This is a genomic window from Paenibacillus sp. 203 (assembly GCF_037027525.1).
GTDB classification, from domain to species: domain Bacteria; phylum Bacillota; class Bacilli; order Paenibacillales; family Paenibacillaceae; genus Paenibacillus; species Paenibacillus polymyxa_B.
This window is the reverse complement of record NZ_JAXCHD010000008.1, coordinates 95,574-111,262: the sequence shown is the minus strand read 5'-3', so window position 1 is coordinate 111,262 and position 15,689 is coordinate 95,574. Positions and strand designations below refer to the sequence as shown.

Here is a 15,689-nt window from a genome sequence, read left to right as displayed (position 1 = left end):
CTTCAGGAAAGAAAGCAACAATAATGGTGTTGGATGACAATGACTACTCAGACATGCTCGATATGAAGTTAGAGGAGGAACTTCAGGAATATCTTACTGCTGAAACTGCTGACCAGGTTGGAGAATTGGCGGATTTGGTTGAGGTCGTTTATGCTATATTGGATAATCAGGGGATTAGCATAGAGGAGTTTGAGCAGATAAGGCTGGAGAAGAAAGAAAAGCGTGGGGGATTTAAGAATAGACTGTTATTGGTTCAGGTTGATGAATAAATGAATAATTTCAAAAGCGAGGGGACAATTTATGCCATACATTAATTCTGCTTGTCTGATCAAAGTTTCTAAAGCATACTTCACCTGTTTTGGTGAATGGTCATCAAAAATAACTTACGCTGTTCCCAAGTGTTTGTGAAAAGAGCCAAGGTTTAAAATCCTCCTTAGCTCTTTTCTAACACAATTATTTACCTAAAAGACTGATAAATTTACTCAGTTCTTCTTTGGCTTCATCGGTTGTCCCGTTCAACTCGTTCAAAAGCTCAAACAATTTGTCATATGAATTCGTAATATCCGCTTTTACTTCTGTCAACTCTTGAGCCACTTGTGAAAGTGGAATAACTTCTTCTTCTTCAAACGTGTTGACGTAACGTGGAATGTTCAAATTGTAATCATTTTCTTTGATTTCGTCCAAAGATGCCACATGAGCATATTTCTCAACATATTTACGGTTACTGTAAGTTTCGATAATTTTGTCGATGTTTTCAGAAGAGAGTTTGTTTTGGTTCTTTCCTTTTACAAACTCATTTGAAGCATCAATAAACAAAATATCTTTACTCTTTCGAGCTTCACGACCTTTGAACACCAGCACACATGTTTGGATGCTTGCGCCATAGAACAAGTTAGTTGGTAATCCAATAACAGCATCTAACAGATTGTTGTCGATGATATTTTTACGGATTTTACCTTCAGACGCACCACGGAAGAGTACCCCATGCGGTAACACGATAGCCATTGTTCCAGCTTTATCTAAATGGTACAGTCCATGAAGAACAAAGGCATAATCTGCCTTAGATGCAGGTGCTACACCATAACCCTTGAAACGTGTATCTTTTTCTCGATCAACGCCTTTTGTATCCCAATTCTGAGAATATGGGGGGTTTGATACGACCGCGTCGAACTTCAAAGGAATTTGTGTGCCATCTTTTTCCGCAAATGGCCAGTCAGCATCCAGTGTGTCTGCGCGTTTCAACTCCATATTGCGATAATTTACCCCATGCATCATCAAGTTCATGCGAGCCAAGTTATAAGTTGTAGTATTCAACTCTTGACCGTAAAACTCAACGCTTCCTTCTTCATTACCATTTGGCAATTCTTTTTGAACTGTCAAAAGAAGTGAACCTGATCCCATTGTAGGGTCATATACACGGAATTGATCGCCAGTACCAGCTGCATCAATCGTGACAATTTTTGCTAGGATTTGACTAACTTCATGAGGTGTATAGAATTCCCCACCTTTTTTACCAGCATTGGCAGCAAATTGCCCAATCAAATACTCGTAAACGTCACCCAAAATGTCACGGCCTGAATCGTCTTTGAAAGTAAACTCGTTAATCATCAAAACGATATCATTCAAAGCCTTTGCACGTTCGTTTGTACTTGAACCTAGACGTGTGTCCCCAAGGTTAACATCTGAAAATACATTAGCAAAGTCCGCTTCTGCGACTGCGTTACGTTTGGCATTTGTATTGAACGAGTCAAACATATCTTGGAAATCACTAGCTTTGATTTTGTGATTTTCAATTTTTGATACGATTTTGTTCCAGGTGTAGGCTGGGTCAATCGCATATCCGAGACCTTTACTGATTTCTTCAAGGTAATCTTCTTTCTCAGTGTCATCTGTCACTTCGTAGAACTCTCCCAAATCATTGACTTTTAAGTATTCATCTTGATTTTCTGATAAGTAGCGATAGAACATAAATGGTAAAATATAGTTCTTGTACTCACTTGCATCCATTGTCCCACGCAGTTTGTTAGCCATTTCCCATAGCTTTGATGTAATATCTGTTGCATTACTCATTTGTGTAATCTCCTTTTCTTATATAAACATTTGTTGAAGCAGTGATTTCTTCAAATTTTTAAGCGAATTTAACTCACTCTGATGAAGGGTGATGAGGTTGTCTAATTGATTGAAAAACGAGGAAATTTTTCGTTGTTCATCAACTTCAACTGGAAAAACCACTGTACCAATCAATGCGTTATCATCGCTAACTTTCATATCGTTTTTAGCACCCTTATTTACTAAGGGCTTCAAGTAACGATTTAATCGTTGGTCATTTTCAAAATATCGTTCGACAAATTTGCTATCAACATTATCATTTGGTTTATAAACGGCATAAAGCGTTGAAACGATACCCGCTTGTCCCTCATTAGTTTTGATGATTCCAAACGGGTTAGATTTTAACGGACTCTTTGTATATACCACGTCACCCGTTTCAACTACCCCATAAGGTGCAACTGATTCACCAGCAAATGAACGCCCTTGAAATTCAATCTGATTAACTATTCCAAAATCGCCAGAAACTGATAACACATCTTCTTTTCCAAACCGTTCATCTTTGTTCTTTACTTTTGAAGTTGTTAGGTACTCGTTTAACCGTCGCTGTTCCCAAGCATCAGTAAATCCTGCAAAGCGAATTTCAGGAACATTGGCTCCGTCTTTCGGAAACATTTTTTGAAGCAGACTCTTTTTCGTACCCTTCAGCAGTTCCAACTTACGCTGATGAATACTGATAGTGTCTTCTAGCTGTTTGAAGAAAGTCCCTATTTTTTGTTGTTCATTGATTTTGGGAAACAGGACTTCAGATTTTAAAATATCGTCTTCATGGATTGCAATCTGAGCAGTTCCACCTTCTATGTTTGAAAGGATTACTTTTTTGCGCCAATGAACAGTTTTAACTAAAGCTATGATGTAGTTTCTATCGAAGACATTAGTATCAACACTAATGGTGGGCATATTTTCAGTAACAATAGCCCCATCAGTTTCTTTTGGCGCAAATCCAATTCCACCTTGTTCAATCGTCTGACGAGTGAAGATTAATGTATTTGGATGTTTTGTCAGATTAATTTTTGCCTGACGTTTACGTCCAATTTTTGAACCTTCTTGTTCTCCACGCAATTTGATTTCTCCTATATTTTTTACTGATACTTGCTTATATACTTTATCATCTTCGATCAGCACACGTTCTGTATATTCAGTCATACCCTTGCTTAACTTTCGCTGTTCCCAAGCATCCGTAAATCCTGCGAATCTGATTTGAGGTGATTTTGTTATTTTATCACTCATTTCTAATCTCCTTTTATTTTAAATATTGAATTGCTAAAGCAATTAACGACAAACAGCGGTTAAAAAAGTAATCATAGTGGCGATTATCCGTAATATCAATTTTATTTGTCTCATGATGACGGATTCTAAAACTATTACCAATGTCCGTTAGTGCCCTAAATTCAGCATCAAAAATTTTAGTAAAATCTGACTTCCCGTTGCTCATATCATTTACCACTTTGGTTGCAGAGCCACGTTTGTCAAGATTAGTATAATAAGTTTTCAGGCGCTCAAGGGCGTCCCATATTTTCTCAACTGAATCTTGGCGAGCAGCTGGATTTGGTGTTTTGTATAATGCAATTGCATCTTTCATCAATTCTCTTGTCCCATATTCAGCAATTTGCTGTACTTGTGTCTCTATTGCTGGTGAAAGCGGGGTGTTTTCTACTATACGCTCAATAAGTTTTCCTCGGGTTAATGTAAACAACAACCCCGACTCTTGAAATATTTCGTTTATTTCATATCGATAATCATCAAAAACTTTTGTTGTATCCAAACAACGAATATCCCAATAATTTTTGTAACGATCATTATTCCATCCTTCAGAAATATCCTTTATATTTTCAGCAACATATTCTATAAGGTCAATTAATGAATATTGGTCATAATCATCATTATATTGTGGGGCAGCTATATGACCATAATCATCCCTGAGAATATTAGGAATTTTTATTACCATTCTATTTTCAAATTGACTACGGTTAAATTCAATATAATACTGATTAACAAAAGAACAATGCTGCTGAAGTTTGAAGATATGTGTTAGGTTCTTATAATATTTTTGACATGTATTTAATAGCAAAGTATAAACTTCTTTTGAAATTTTACTCGTACGTGCAATTGGTTTTCTTAATCCATGGCGTTCTGTGTATAAATTCATTCTGTTCTCCTTTTTGTAGTCTGCTTAATTTTATCACTTGACTATTCTCCCTTCTTAATTTCGTCAGCCATTTCGTAAAATGCCTTACGGAATTCAATGCGATATCGTACCCAAGTTAATTCTGCAATCTTTTCAGCTGCAATTTCTTTGTAATCAGCTCTTGCGTCATTCATGATTGCTGTTAACTCACCTTGTTTATCCATATCCTCTTGACCTAATCGGTGTTTCTTAATCAAGTTTTCAAGTTCCTTAGGCTTTGTGCTGTTATCAAGTCCCCAAATACGGATGAAGTTCGTTACAAGTTGGATATTAGTATCCTTTTGTGCCTTATCCATAGCTTGGTTCATTTTTTCAACACTTCGAGGTGCTGGATAATTATCAAATTCAAACTCCTTTGAAAAAATCTTAGATACAAAGTTACGCATCTTAGATTTTTCTTTTTCATTGTCAGACTTAGCAATTTCAAGATGGATTTCATCACGTGTGCTTTCCGCTTTCACAATATCGTTCGCGTGAACTTCGTCAGCCATTCTAGCAATCAAATCAATCAAGTAATCATAGTTGATGGTAACATCATGAATATGAACCATAGAGAGATTGACTTGCGAAATATCAATGTCTTCTCGCTTAGCACGTCGTTCCTTCAACTCACCGGCGATTACAGTTGTTAAAATGACTTCCTGCTCTTCAGTAATACCTAAACGTTCATAGAACTCTTCAGGATTATCATAGGCAGAAATGGGATTTTTGTCGTCATCTTCGGTATATTGTTTCAACTGACTAAGCAAGCGATTATACTCTTTCAAATTCTCAAAGACTTCGTCCTGTGCTTTTTCACTTGGTGGTAATTGCACAAAATCATCTGTGAGTGTTGAAAGCTTCTTGATTACTTCTTGCATCTCAGCTTGGACCTTGCTAAATGGTTTAGAAATAATACCAGACGCTTCGTTGCCTTCTTTCAAATCTTCAAGGGAAAGCTGTTCGTCAGCAGATGCACGATTTGAATAGATAGCAAAAGCCTTATTCATTTCATACTCGTTTTGCTCCGGCCAACGATAGTTCACGACATTTCCCCAAGGCTTATCGACAAGGTTATGCATTCGATTTGTACGTGAGTATGCCTGAATCAAGTTCCCACCCTTAAGTGTTCGGTCAATATAGAGCGTATTCATCTCAGGAGCATCAAAACCGGTCAAAAGTTGATCCACAACGATTACCAAATCTAAATAGTTACGATCATCAGCTGTCTTGCTAAGCCGCCGTGCTAAGTCATCTGTGTAGGCTTTAACCGTCGTCATATCAAAAGCTGTGCCAAACATTGCGTTATAGGCTTTGATGGCTCTGTGCAAGTTTTCGTTCGTTTTCAGTTGATGAATACTATTGGATGTATCTGCCGAGAAACTCACCGCAACTTTTAGTCGTTTATCTGCTGGACGATTCGCATTCTCTTCCGCAAACTTATCGAAGTATTCCATCGCTCTTGGTGTACTTGCTTTATTACCACCAACGTGGACTGTAAACAAGGCATTATACTTACGGTCATTTGAACGTTTCTTCCAGTTATCGAATATGTCCTTTACTACTAAGTTCACATGTTCTGGGCTATAGTCGTAAACACTACCACGAACATTATCATCGATATCATCTTCGGTGGGATCTTCGGGAGCCTCGATCGTTTCCTTGAATTCAACGTTAAACCCTAAGACGTTTTTATCCGCAATCGCTTCTTTAATGGTATATGCATGTAGTAGTTCACCAAAGATTTCTCGTGTTTCGGGGAATTTTGGTGTCCCAGTATAACCAACCCAAGCAGAATTAGGAATTGCTTTTCGGATTGTTTCGAGCATACCTTCATTTTCAGTACCGTCACCAGTTGAACGATGGGCTTCATCAACGATAAAAAGAATATTTTCATTAAGTGGCTTGAAGCTGTCCCGCGCTACATAACGCGACATCTTTTGGATACTTGTCACAATGATGTTCTTATCGCTTTTCTTCGTTAGTTTGCGATGAAGGTCTGAGATATTGGCTGTGTCACCCACCACACCAGTTTTCCCTTCAAAACCTGCAACTGGATCATAGGCTTTATAGGCATCAGCTGTTTGGTTGGTAAGCGCTATTCGGTCAACCAAGAAGACAACTTTATCTACATTAGATAGACGGCTTGCAAGCCACGCTGTCTTAAAACTTGTGATTGTTTTACCTGAGCCTGTCGTGTGCCAAATGTATCCTAATTTACCATCATCATATTTGAAGTCAAACTTTCTAACTTTATCAAGCACACGCTTTGTGGCATAGACTTGATAAGGACGCATGACTTTGATACTTTCTTTGTTTTTTGTACCATCAAGTACCATGTAGCGTGTTGCCAAATCATGAGCCATTGGAATGGACAACACTTTATCCGCAAACGTCTTCCATGAACGAATAGGGCGAGCATCTTCTGCGTTTTGCCAGTTGAAAGCAAAAGCTCGGTTAAAGCTTTTGAGTGGGGTATTTGCCATGTAACGAATATCAAACTGCGTCATCGCGATTAAAATCTGCAAGGTTGAAAAGATACCGCTGTATTGTTTTTCAGCAATATACTGTTCCATCTGGTTTAAGGATTCTGTAGTGCTGTGAAGTGCTTTCTTTAATTCGATTTGAATAATTGGCAAACCATTAATAAGCAACGTCACGTCAAACCTGCGATTCGGCTTACCATCCATTACTTTTGGCCGTTTGATTTGATTTACTACTTGATAAACAGTGTTCCCGCCGCCGACTTGGGCTTGGTCGAAAACTGTCAAAAACACATGCTTACCATTGTCAAGGTCAACTTCAATTTCAGAAACACCGTTCACACCATACAAAAATTGCCCAGCCTGGTAAGGTGATTCAATACTAGTGATGATTTTCTTCACCTGGTTAAATTCAGTGACAGACAATGGTTCATCCAAACGAGCGCGATTATTTTGTTCTAAGATCGTTTTAAAGTTATCCCAGAGTTGTTCGGTTGTTTTGATGTCCTTTTTGTACTCCCATTGTTTTACTCCACCGATTTTGGTCAAATAATCGATAACTTCAATTTCAAATGCTAATTCCGATTGACTTTTCATTTGATTATTTCCCCTTTAAGGTTTCTTCTATTATTGAGCCCGTAAACTGCTCAATCAAGTCCGCGTACTTGTTTAACTTACTTTGCAACTTCAATGTTTCTGCGTAAATAGCGCCTACTTTCTTCTGTTCCTTAAGAGGAACAACAGGAACGACAATTTCCCCCAGGGCACGAAGTGGAATTCTTAGAATCGGGCCACTCCCTTGTAACTCCCTTTCTTTTTGTCGCCTCACTTCTTTGTAAGCATTAAACAAGTAAAGAAAAAATCTTTTATCAAGTTGTTCGCTATCAAACTGGATTTTTGTGAAGTTAAGGGACAACACTTTACCAACATTATTTTTACCGACCATTGTTGCAAGCTGTAATGAGTTACTGATAACAACATCGCCTTCATTTAAAGACAGGTTATTTTGAGATAAAGATTTTGACTCTTCTTCAACTACTACGTCCTCATGATTAAAATCAGCTTCAAAAGACGACTGGTCATAATAATTTATTACTTGAGTACTAAACTGTTTTTGCGCCCTTGTTGGATTTATACCTGGAACGAATGTTACGAACTCTTTTAATCCTCTTTTCTCCAAATAAATCACCCCCAAACATCAGATTGCATTTTTTGAAATAATTCTATATTACACATTAAATCACATCAAATTTGTTTTGTCAAACGATAATATGTAATACGATTATATTTCATATTATCGCACTTCGCCACTCTTTTCTGCGTAAAAGTAAGACCCCGGAGGTCAAAAAAATCCCCCGAACCATTCGTCCGGGGGAACATAAAACACACTTCTATATTTAGTTAAAAACCATTTAACCTATTGCCACCAACCTATTTCAAATATATTACTACCACACACTCCACATGTGTCGAGACGATGGAAGGGATATATTTCTTTTTATTATATTTTTTTGATCTATTATATGTTTTTTTCTACTCTGCATTTCCCTCCCATATCACCCGCTTCCAAAAATACACATAGTAAATACCCCAACCAATGGGTCAATCTGTAAACTAAATCTCTCTTTTAACCGATAAATACATATGCTGGATTTAGCCATAGCATTATATGCTAGCTGGAAATCTCAAAATAATATTTACCAAAAACAACTACACGAAGGAGAAACACATGGAAAACACCGTGACTTACGGTCATATTGAAATTATGCCTTATGAATTCGTTCGCCTTCATGAACTTAAAATCTTAAAAACAGTCAATGACCATGCCCGAATGATCTGTACAGGTATCATCTCGGAGAAAAAGCGAGAGCTGTATGTACGTGCTTCGGATGAAGAAACTCAGGTCAAAGCTTTTGTCACGGATAAAAATGGAAACCGACAACCCTTGTTTCGAGGTATTGCCTTAGATGTCGAGGAGAAGGTCGTTCACGGGGTTCATTATCTGACCTTTGAAGCCATATCTCATACCTATGAACTGGATATCAAGCGGCATCAACGCTCTTTCCAGAACCCCAAGCTCACCTATACGGGGCTGATCGAAAGTATTGTATCCAGCTACCCTAAGGCAGAAGCCATGGATGTCGTGTCCCACAAGAAACCCATCAGCACATTTATCATGCAATATGATGAAACCGATTGGCAATTTCTGAAACGGATGGCTTCCCACTTCTACTCTCCACTCATTCCTGCGGTGGGCTATGGCGTACCGAAGTTTTATTTTGGCCTGCCTATGGGTCTGAGCAAGGGAGAAATACAATCCACCAATTATAAAGTCACCAAACGGGTCGCGGATTTTCAAACGGCCTCTGAAAACCATATCCCCGGTGTGCGTGATGCGGATTTTATCCAGTATGAAGTTGAAACGGAAAAGTTGCTAGAGCCTGGCTATGAAGTGACCTTTAAAGGCCACCTTTTGCTGGTCGCTGAGGTGCTGACGGAGATGAAAGACGGGGTGTTGACACATACCGCCAAGCTGTCACCACGAAGCGGCCTACGTCCCATTAAAGATTATAATCGTTCCATTATCGGCGCTTCCATTCATGGCAAGGTGCTGAGTGTCCGTCGAGACAAAATTCGCGCCCAGCTTGATATGGACGACCAGCAGGACCCCAATACCGATTACTGGTTTCCCTACTCTACCATTTATGCATCTGCGGATAACACGGGCTGGTATTGTATGCCTGAGGACGGGGACAGCATTCGTATCTATTTTCCTAGTTATAAGGAAGAAGAAGGGTACGCGATCAGTTCAGTTAAAAGAGAACCGCAGCCTTCCGCGGGAAAATCTTCTGCCGCTTCTGGACATGGGACTGCTTCTGCTTCGTCTGCCGGATCAAAGTCTTCTTCAGCATTGTCCGCAGCAGCTCCTGCGCCAGATCGAATGGCTGACCCTGCAATTAAGACACTACGAACCAAATACGGCAAAGAAATCATGCTCGCCCCGGATCAAATCGTCATCTCCGGCAACGGCATGTCCATTGTCATTAACGATAAAACGGGCATTGATATTGTAAGCGGAAAAAATGTGAGTATTAGCGCGACCTCCGATATCGTTATGAGTTCCGGTAACATCCAGCTTTCCGCCGGAAAAATCGAGCTATCCGGTAAAGGCAACACGATTACGCTGGATGACAAAACCACCTTCTCCGGCACGGAAATTAAGATGAACTAACGGGAGGTGAGAACTAGCAGATGGATAAACAAGCAGCGTTACACCATTTTAAAGAGCATCATTTTACACCTTTGCTGGACATTCAGTTGGACATGCTGGAAGCCAAGTTTCATCGCTACCAAGCTCAACTGATCTCCGACTTCAAAGAATCGTTCAGGAATTTGTGTATACACATTTTGAGCATACAGCAACAAGGTCAAAAAGAACCGATTGGCTATATCCACTATTCTTTCTTACGCACTCAGATGCTGGAGCAATCCTACTTATATATGGTCGAGGCTTATTCTGCTGAATGGTACGAAGATGATTCCGATTGCAAGCTAACCTATGACGCATCATGGGCTTACGCACCGATGAGTACCATGTTGGAAACCTTGGAGCAGGAACGAAAAATATATATGGGGACGATCACTTCTGTGGACGTTGAACGACTGATGCTGGAATCTGCTCCTTTTTTCCATCAGTTTGTGAACTCCCTCCTGCGCTTAAGCATGGCAGAAGTGGTTCAAATGCCTGAGTATCTCGCCATTGATAAAGCTGATCGTTTAGCCATCCGAACGGGCGAGTACAAGGATATCAGTGAGAATCTTTATGTGGAAGATCAGGTGGCACTCATTGCAGATGATGTGAAAGAGCAACTACTGCAATCCAGTGAAGAAGAACCCTATGTTTACGAAAACCTAAAGCGGCTCTCTCTTCCCCACCTTCACCTGATGCAAAAGGATTTGCGCTATAACGATTTTAGCCACAGTGACTTACGGGAAAGCCAGTTTCACACCTGCATATTGATCGGAAGCATCTGGCAGCGAGCGAATCTGGCAGGAGGCAGCTTTCAGGGATGCTTACTGACCGACACGGATTTTAGATATAGCGACTTGAGAGGTGCTAACTTTAGCAGTGCCAGTGGACAGCCGTATCGGGAACATGGAGTTCGGGTGCCGGGGTTATGTGGACTTCGTTTTGAACACGCCAACCTGGATGGGGCTGATTTTACAGATGTACATTCGTTTGAACATGCATATTTTGAGGGGGCTACGATGCAAGGAACTCTTGTCCCGCGAAAGTACCAACAGCATTGGAAACTAAGCGAAGCACAGCGTCAATCTATTGTGTGGACGGAATAAGGAGGAATGTGTATGCGCCATTATTATGTGCTGGTCGATGATCATCGTATTTCCCGAAACATAAAACCGATGAATTTAGACTCTTTTAAAACGCCATTTGTTGGCATGCCTCCGGCTCAGGTTTTAAATGTTCATGCGACAGAAGATGCCGAGTACACGGACTGGCTACCGTTTTCAACCTCACAACCGCTATTTTCCGATCCGATGAAACGGATTCTACAACTATACAATACACAAGCCCGTTTTAAACAGGTGTATATCGTGAGCCGGGAACCTAGCCGTCAGGAATTATATTGGATTTCATCTGTTCCCTCTGTGGATGGTATTTCAGAACAAACTGAATTTTATCCGCATGATCAAACCCTAAAGCGACTTGTGCTGGATAGCCATAAAGTGAATGGACATCATTTTTTCCGACTCTCCAACGTGAGGGAACCTTATTTTATCGTTAGCTTGGAGGCTGCTGAAAGCTTGCTTCGGCGGAGTTTGAGTGGTTTTCGGCTACAAAAGCTAGAACTCGTATAAGGAGGTTCAATCTTGACGGAGCATTGGGATGAATTTTTTCTGAAACTGCATCATCAACAAACATTAAAGGAGCAACTAAGCACAGCGGAAAACGATGAAAGCTGGATGATGGTGTCTATTGAAGAAGCGATGGAGGGAATTTCGAAAGGCTCGCTAACCCTACCGAATGAACAGGAGATCCGGTTTCAAACCCTTCCTGTCTTTGAAAATCAACTCACCATTTCCCTGCCGGACTCTCTTATTCCAGAAGTTCGGGCTGGGCAGACGGTAGATCCGTCGAAAAGCTTCGTTGTTCAGGACAAGCTGGGTGGAATTCTGTTCGGTCTGCACCAAAGCAGGCAAGAACTGGACCCCACGCAAATAGAAATCTATCAACAACAAATGATTGAGCAAACGAGTCGCGCACAACCAAGTATGAAGCTCGTGGATGAAAAGGCTCTTTCTATTCAAGATACCATCATTGGCTGCTATGAAGCTATTTTTCTAGTTTCCCCCTCTCCCTATTATCAGATTGTCTTTGTACGTTCCTGGCGCGGCAAAGCTGTGATCGGGAGTTGCCAATTTAAACTGGAGGATGCTCCCCTATGGGTTCCCTTAACTTATGCCATGCTGCACACCGCGACATGGTCGGAGCTTTCCTGATTGTTTACCTTTTATCCAAGGAGGTGCTTATATGTTTTTACCCCTACTTATCAAGGCACTGGCCCAAGGGGCGCTCAGCGGAGAGCATTCCTATGTGGTCAGAGGAGCCAAGTTACAGTGCAGTCAAGGTACAGACCCTGGTGTACTTAATATGATGTACAGCCACGGTGTCTTCATTAAAGATAAACCCGTTCTAAACGTGGACGATGCCATTTGTGGAGCCAATATTAGCAAAATCAATGCTTTTGGTCTGTGTAAATTGAAGCAGGGTCTTCCTTGTGAACCGGAGATTGCGTTTGGGTCCAAGTGGACAGGCGGAAAAGAAGACGTATTGATTGAGGGGGCACCCGCCCTACTCAACAATTCGACCTTAATGTGTAGCTGTCAAGGTGTACAAGAGGCGATATCCTCCTTTTTTGGTGCAGACAGCACAGGATCAGGTGGTGGAGGTATCATCTCCATTATTGATGACGGACAGGATAGTTGATTTTATCAAGCAAGGAGAGTAAGGGATGAACATCGCAGCAAAAGACCGCTTTACCTATCAGCACTTACATGTCACTTGGCCCTATGGCAAGCTGCGTCTTAGTCACGTCCATATGAGTCACGAGTTGGGGGAACATGCCAGACTGATGATCACGGGCAGCTTAGAATCCGATCAGGCAGATACAATCATTACCAAAGCAAGCAGCGACGACAAAGTCGAACTCTGGTATTCCGATGCCAAAGACCAGAAGCATCCCTTATTCATGGGACAACTGTACTGCGTAGATGTACAGCACATGCATCAAGAGATCGTGGTTAATCTCGACGTCATTTCTCATAGTTTTAAACTGGATACGCAGCTCAAAAACCGTTCTTTTCAACACATCCATCAAAAGTATGTGGAGATTGTAGATGCGGTACTGGCCGATTATAAAGGCTCAGACAAGATCGATGAAGCTTTTGAGAAAAAAGCGACAAACCAGTTCATCATGCAATATCAGGAGACGGATTGGACTTTTTTAAAGCGGCTGGCTTCCCATGTAGGAGCTCTTCTCGTTCCAAATATCGTATCGCACCATACGCAAATTTGGATCGGTGTTCCACAGGGCAGGCAGCATATTCAATTGAAAGAGATTCCTTTTACATTGCAGCGCAAGATTGCTCCCTTTTTGGATCAAGAGGCTAACGGCTGGAAATCTGCCACGATTGGAGATTACACCCGCTATACCTTTGAGTGGGATCAAATGTTGCAACTGGGAGATGAAGTCGAGCGCAATCATGAAACGTACGTCATCACCAAACGTGAAGGCCAATTGATTCGTGGCTTGATGACTTGGTCGTATGAATGCGCCCTGTCGGCGGGCTTGAAGGTTCCCAAAATATATAATCGAACGATCATTGGCGCCGCTATTGAAGGGAAAATATTAGATGTCAGCCGCAATCAGGTTCGATTACATTTGGATATGGATAATCAGCAAAATCCCAAGGATGCTCAGTGGTTCCCCTACTCTGCCGAGGGCAATCAGGTCTGGTATCTGATGCCGGAAAAAGGGGCGCAGGTGAAGCTGTATTTTCCGAGTGCAGACGAAGATGATGCGATGGTCATACAGTCGGTACGAACGAAACCATCTAGCGTTGCTGCCCCTCCATCTCACGCAGCTCAAGGTGCCGTGATCGAATCACCTGCAGAACGCCACCAGCGTAAAACAGCCGATCCTGGTGTCAAATCCTTTGCGAATCCGCAGGGCAAAGAAATATCCTTGGGCAACTCCGAACTGTCGATGAGTGCGCAGGAAGGATCGCTGTACATCTCCATGAATACCCATCATGGTGTCAGCCTGAGCAGTACTCAGCATGTTCAGATTCAAGCTACCGGCAGCCTTAGTCTTTCAGCAGGAAGCATTCTGCTGAAAGGAACCAACGGCTTACACTTGAATACAACAACCGATACATTGGATTTGGAGCAGGAAGTCAACAGTGTGAGTTCGGAAATTCAGCTTATAGCTTCCCTCCATCAGTACTACCCTGAGCCGCTTTTGTCTGACTTTGAAAAGCAAGTCGCTGAAAAGGGAATCCAAAGTGTAATGGGAGCACGCGTGAAAGACAATGTCACCTCTACCCTCAAGGGAGAATGGGATGCGGGTTTGGATTTTTTAAGCGGGGTATGGAACTCCGCTGTCGATATCGTGGATATGGGAGTCATGGTGGCTACTCCTTTCGTCATGCCCGGTAACGTCACCGGGAAAGGTTTCCTCGATCGTAATGAGACCCTTGAAGGCATTAAGCATGCAGGAGGATATATTGCGGAAACGGTCACTTTTCAAAAATCAGGAAACGAACTTCTGAATGACGGGAAAAAGGCTTGGGATGGTTTTACAGAACCTCTTGTGAAAAAGTGGAACAATTTTATTCCAAACCCGCTGACAGACACGAAGCAAGAAAGTTATGATGCAGGGTATGACAGCATAAAAGCTGTGGAGCGTGGAGTGGATGTATTTACAATCGTCAAGGGAGGAGCCAAACTCACTAAGAATTTAGGAAAGCTAGGCAAAGAAGAAGCCTCTTTATCTAAAGGACTCAAAGAAGCTGAAGAAAAGAAAGCCGGTAAAGGAGGAACACCGGGGTTATTCGGAGATTCAGTAAAGGCCGACTCTGCTCTAGCCAAGGTTGGAGATGGAAAATTCAAAACGAATGCCCTCCGTTTTCCAACCAATTTCGAATCCTTGGGGAATTACTTGCAAAGTGTAGCCCGAAAGATGAACATCCGTATAACTAAAAGGTTACCCATTTTCGAAACTGCTGGAGGTCATTATCGGTTTCATGATCCTGGTCCTGATGTTCCGCATTCCAAAGGTGCAGGTTCGAAAGTTTCTCCTGAGAGACAAAAACAGATTGATGCGTTAGAATCAGGAGAGTACACGGGTAAAGGGAATAAGGGGACGGGAAAAATTAAGTACGACTATACTAAAATTACAGAAGTAGAAGAGCGAATCAGACATGAATCTAAAGAGCATGGGCAGTTTTTTGACAAGGATGGTAATTTAATTGGGGACACAGTTGTCGGTACTGAGAAGGCAATAGATATTAGTGATTATAGGCACGCAGGAAAAGATGCCGTGTTTACACATAATCATCCTAGCAATGGTCCATTTAGTTTAGAAGATATAATGGTAGCCGTGGACTTTGATATGCTAGAGATGAGAGCAATAACTCCCAATGGAAAATCGTTCAATATGACTAGAGGAATTGACGGATGGAAAGTTGATGGTCAGTCTGTTCGAATGGTGTATCGATTAGTCCAAGAGGAATTAAGATCGGATATTAATTTCAATAAGTTATATAAAGAGGGGCGAATGGATGAAGCATGGGATATGTTTTATGATAAGGTAGCAGAAAAAATTGGTGGAGAGTATAAACGACAATAA

The 15,689-nt window shown here is 41.3% G+C and carries 12 protein-coding genes; 7 read left to right on the top strand and 5 right to left on the bottom strand.

Going from position 1 to position 15,689, the window contains the following annotated elements:
* The first annotated feature begins 62 nt into the window (after positions 1-62).
* Positions 63-269 carry a hypothetical protein gene (locus WA407_RS19015; protein WP_420873665.1) on the top strand — a complete coding sequence of 69 codons (207 nt, stop codon included), beginning with the start codon at positions 63-65 and terminating at the stop codon, positions 267-269.
* Between the two features lie 184 nt (positions 270-453).
* Here WA407_RS19015 and WA407_RS19010 read toward each other — a convergent pair whose 3' ends face one another.
* From WA407_RS19010 to WA407_RS18990, 5 genes are read right to left on the bottom strand one after another with little or no spacing between them, the layout of a single operon-like run.
* Positions 454-2,070, bottom strand: coding sequence for a type I restriction-modification system subunit M (locus tag WA407_RS19010; RefSeq protein WP_336078121.1), 1,617 nt, complete (start codon positions 2,068-2,070; stop codon positions 454-456).
* An 18-nt stretch (positions 2,071-2,088) separates the two neighbouring features.
* The gene (locus WA407_RS19005; RefSeq protein ID WP_336078120.1) at positions 2,089-3,336 is read right to left on the bottom strand and encodes a restriction endonuclease subunit S; all 1,248 of its coding nucleotides are present in this window, start codon (positions 3,334-3,336) and stop codon (positions 2,089-2,091) included.
* A 13-nt stretch (positions 3,337-3,349) separates the two neighbouring features.
* Positions 3,350-4,255 carry an AbiJ-NTD4 domain-containing protein gene (locus WA407_RS19000; protein WP_336078119.1) on the bottom strand — a complete coding sequence of 302 codons (906 nt, stop codon included), beginning with the start codon at positions 4,253-4,255 and terminating at the stop codon, positions 3,350-3,352.
* 41 nt (positions 4,256-4,296) lie between these two features.
* On the bottom strand, positions 4,297-7,353 hold the full coding sequence (locus tag WA407_RS18995) for a type I restriction endonuclease subunit R (RefSeq protein ID WP_336078118.1): 3,057 nt from the start codon (positions 7,351-7,353) through the stop codon (positions 4,297-4,299).
* A gap of 4 nt (positions 7,354-7,357) precedes the next feature.
* Complete coding sequence (locus tag WA407_RS18990; protein WP_250245158.1) at positions 7,358-7,945, bottom strand: restriction endonuclease subunit S; 588 nt, start codon at positions 7,943-7,945, stop codon at positions 7,358-7,360.
* Positions 7,946-8,485: 540 nt separating this feature from the next.
* Between WA407_RS18990 and WA407_RS18985 the strand changes: the two genes are divergently transcribed.
* The 6 genes from WA407_RS18985 to WA407_RS18960 are packed head-to-tail and all read left to right on the top strand — an operon-like array spanning position 8,486 to position 15,689.
* Positions 8,486-9,988: a hypothetical protein gene (locus WA407_RS18985; RefSeq protein WP_336078117.1), complete on the top strand. Its 1,503-nt coding sequence runs from the start codon at positions 8,486-8,488 to the stop codon at positions 9,986-9,988.
* A gap of 20 nt (positions 9,989-10,008) precedes the next feature.
* The gene (locus WA407_RS18980; RefSeq protein ID WP_336078116.1) at positions 10,009-11,112 is read left to right on the top strand and encodes a pentapeptide repeat-containing protein; all 1,104 of its coding nucleotides are present in this window, start codon (positions 10,009-10,011) and stop codon (positions 11,110-11,112) included.
* A 12-nt stretch (positions 11,113-11,124) separates the two neighbouring features.
* Positions 11,125-11,637 carry an imm11 family protein gene (locus WA407_RS18975; RefSeq protein WP_336078115.1) on the top strand — a complete coding sequence of 171 codons (513 nt, stop codon included), beginning with the start codon at positions 11,125-11,127 and terminating at the stop codon, positions 11,635-11,637.
* 12 nt (positions 11,638-11,649) lie between these two features.
* Positions 11,650-12,279, top strand: a complete 630-nt coding sequence (locus tag WA407_RS18970) for a hypothetical protein (protein ID WP_336078114.1) — start codon at positions 11,650-11,652, stop codon at positions 12,277-12,279.
* Between the two features lie 31 nt (positions 12,280-12,310).
* Positions 12,311-12,766, top strand: a complete 456-nt coding sequence (locus tag WA407_RS18965) for a DUF4280 domain-containing protein (RefSeq protein ID WP_336078113.1) — start codon at positions 12,311-12,313, stop codon at positions 12,764-12,766.
* Positions 12,767-12,791: 25 nt separating this feature from the next.
* Positions 12,792-15,689 (top strand): contractile injection system protein, VgrG/Pvc8 family, encoded by a 2,898-nt coding sequence (locus WA407_RS18960; protein WP_336078112.1) that lies wholly within the window; start codon positions 12,792-12,794, stop codon positions 15,687-15,689.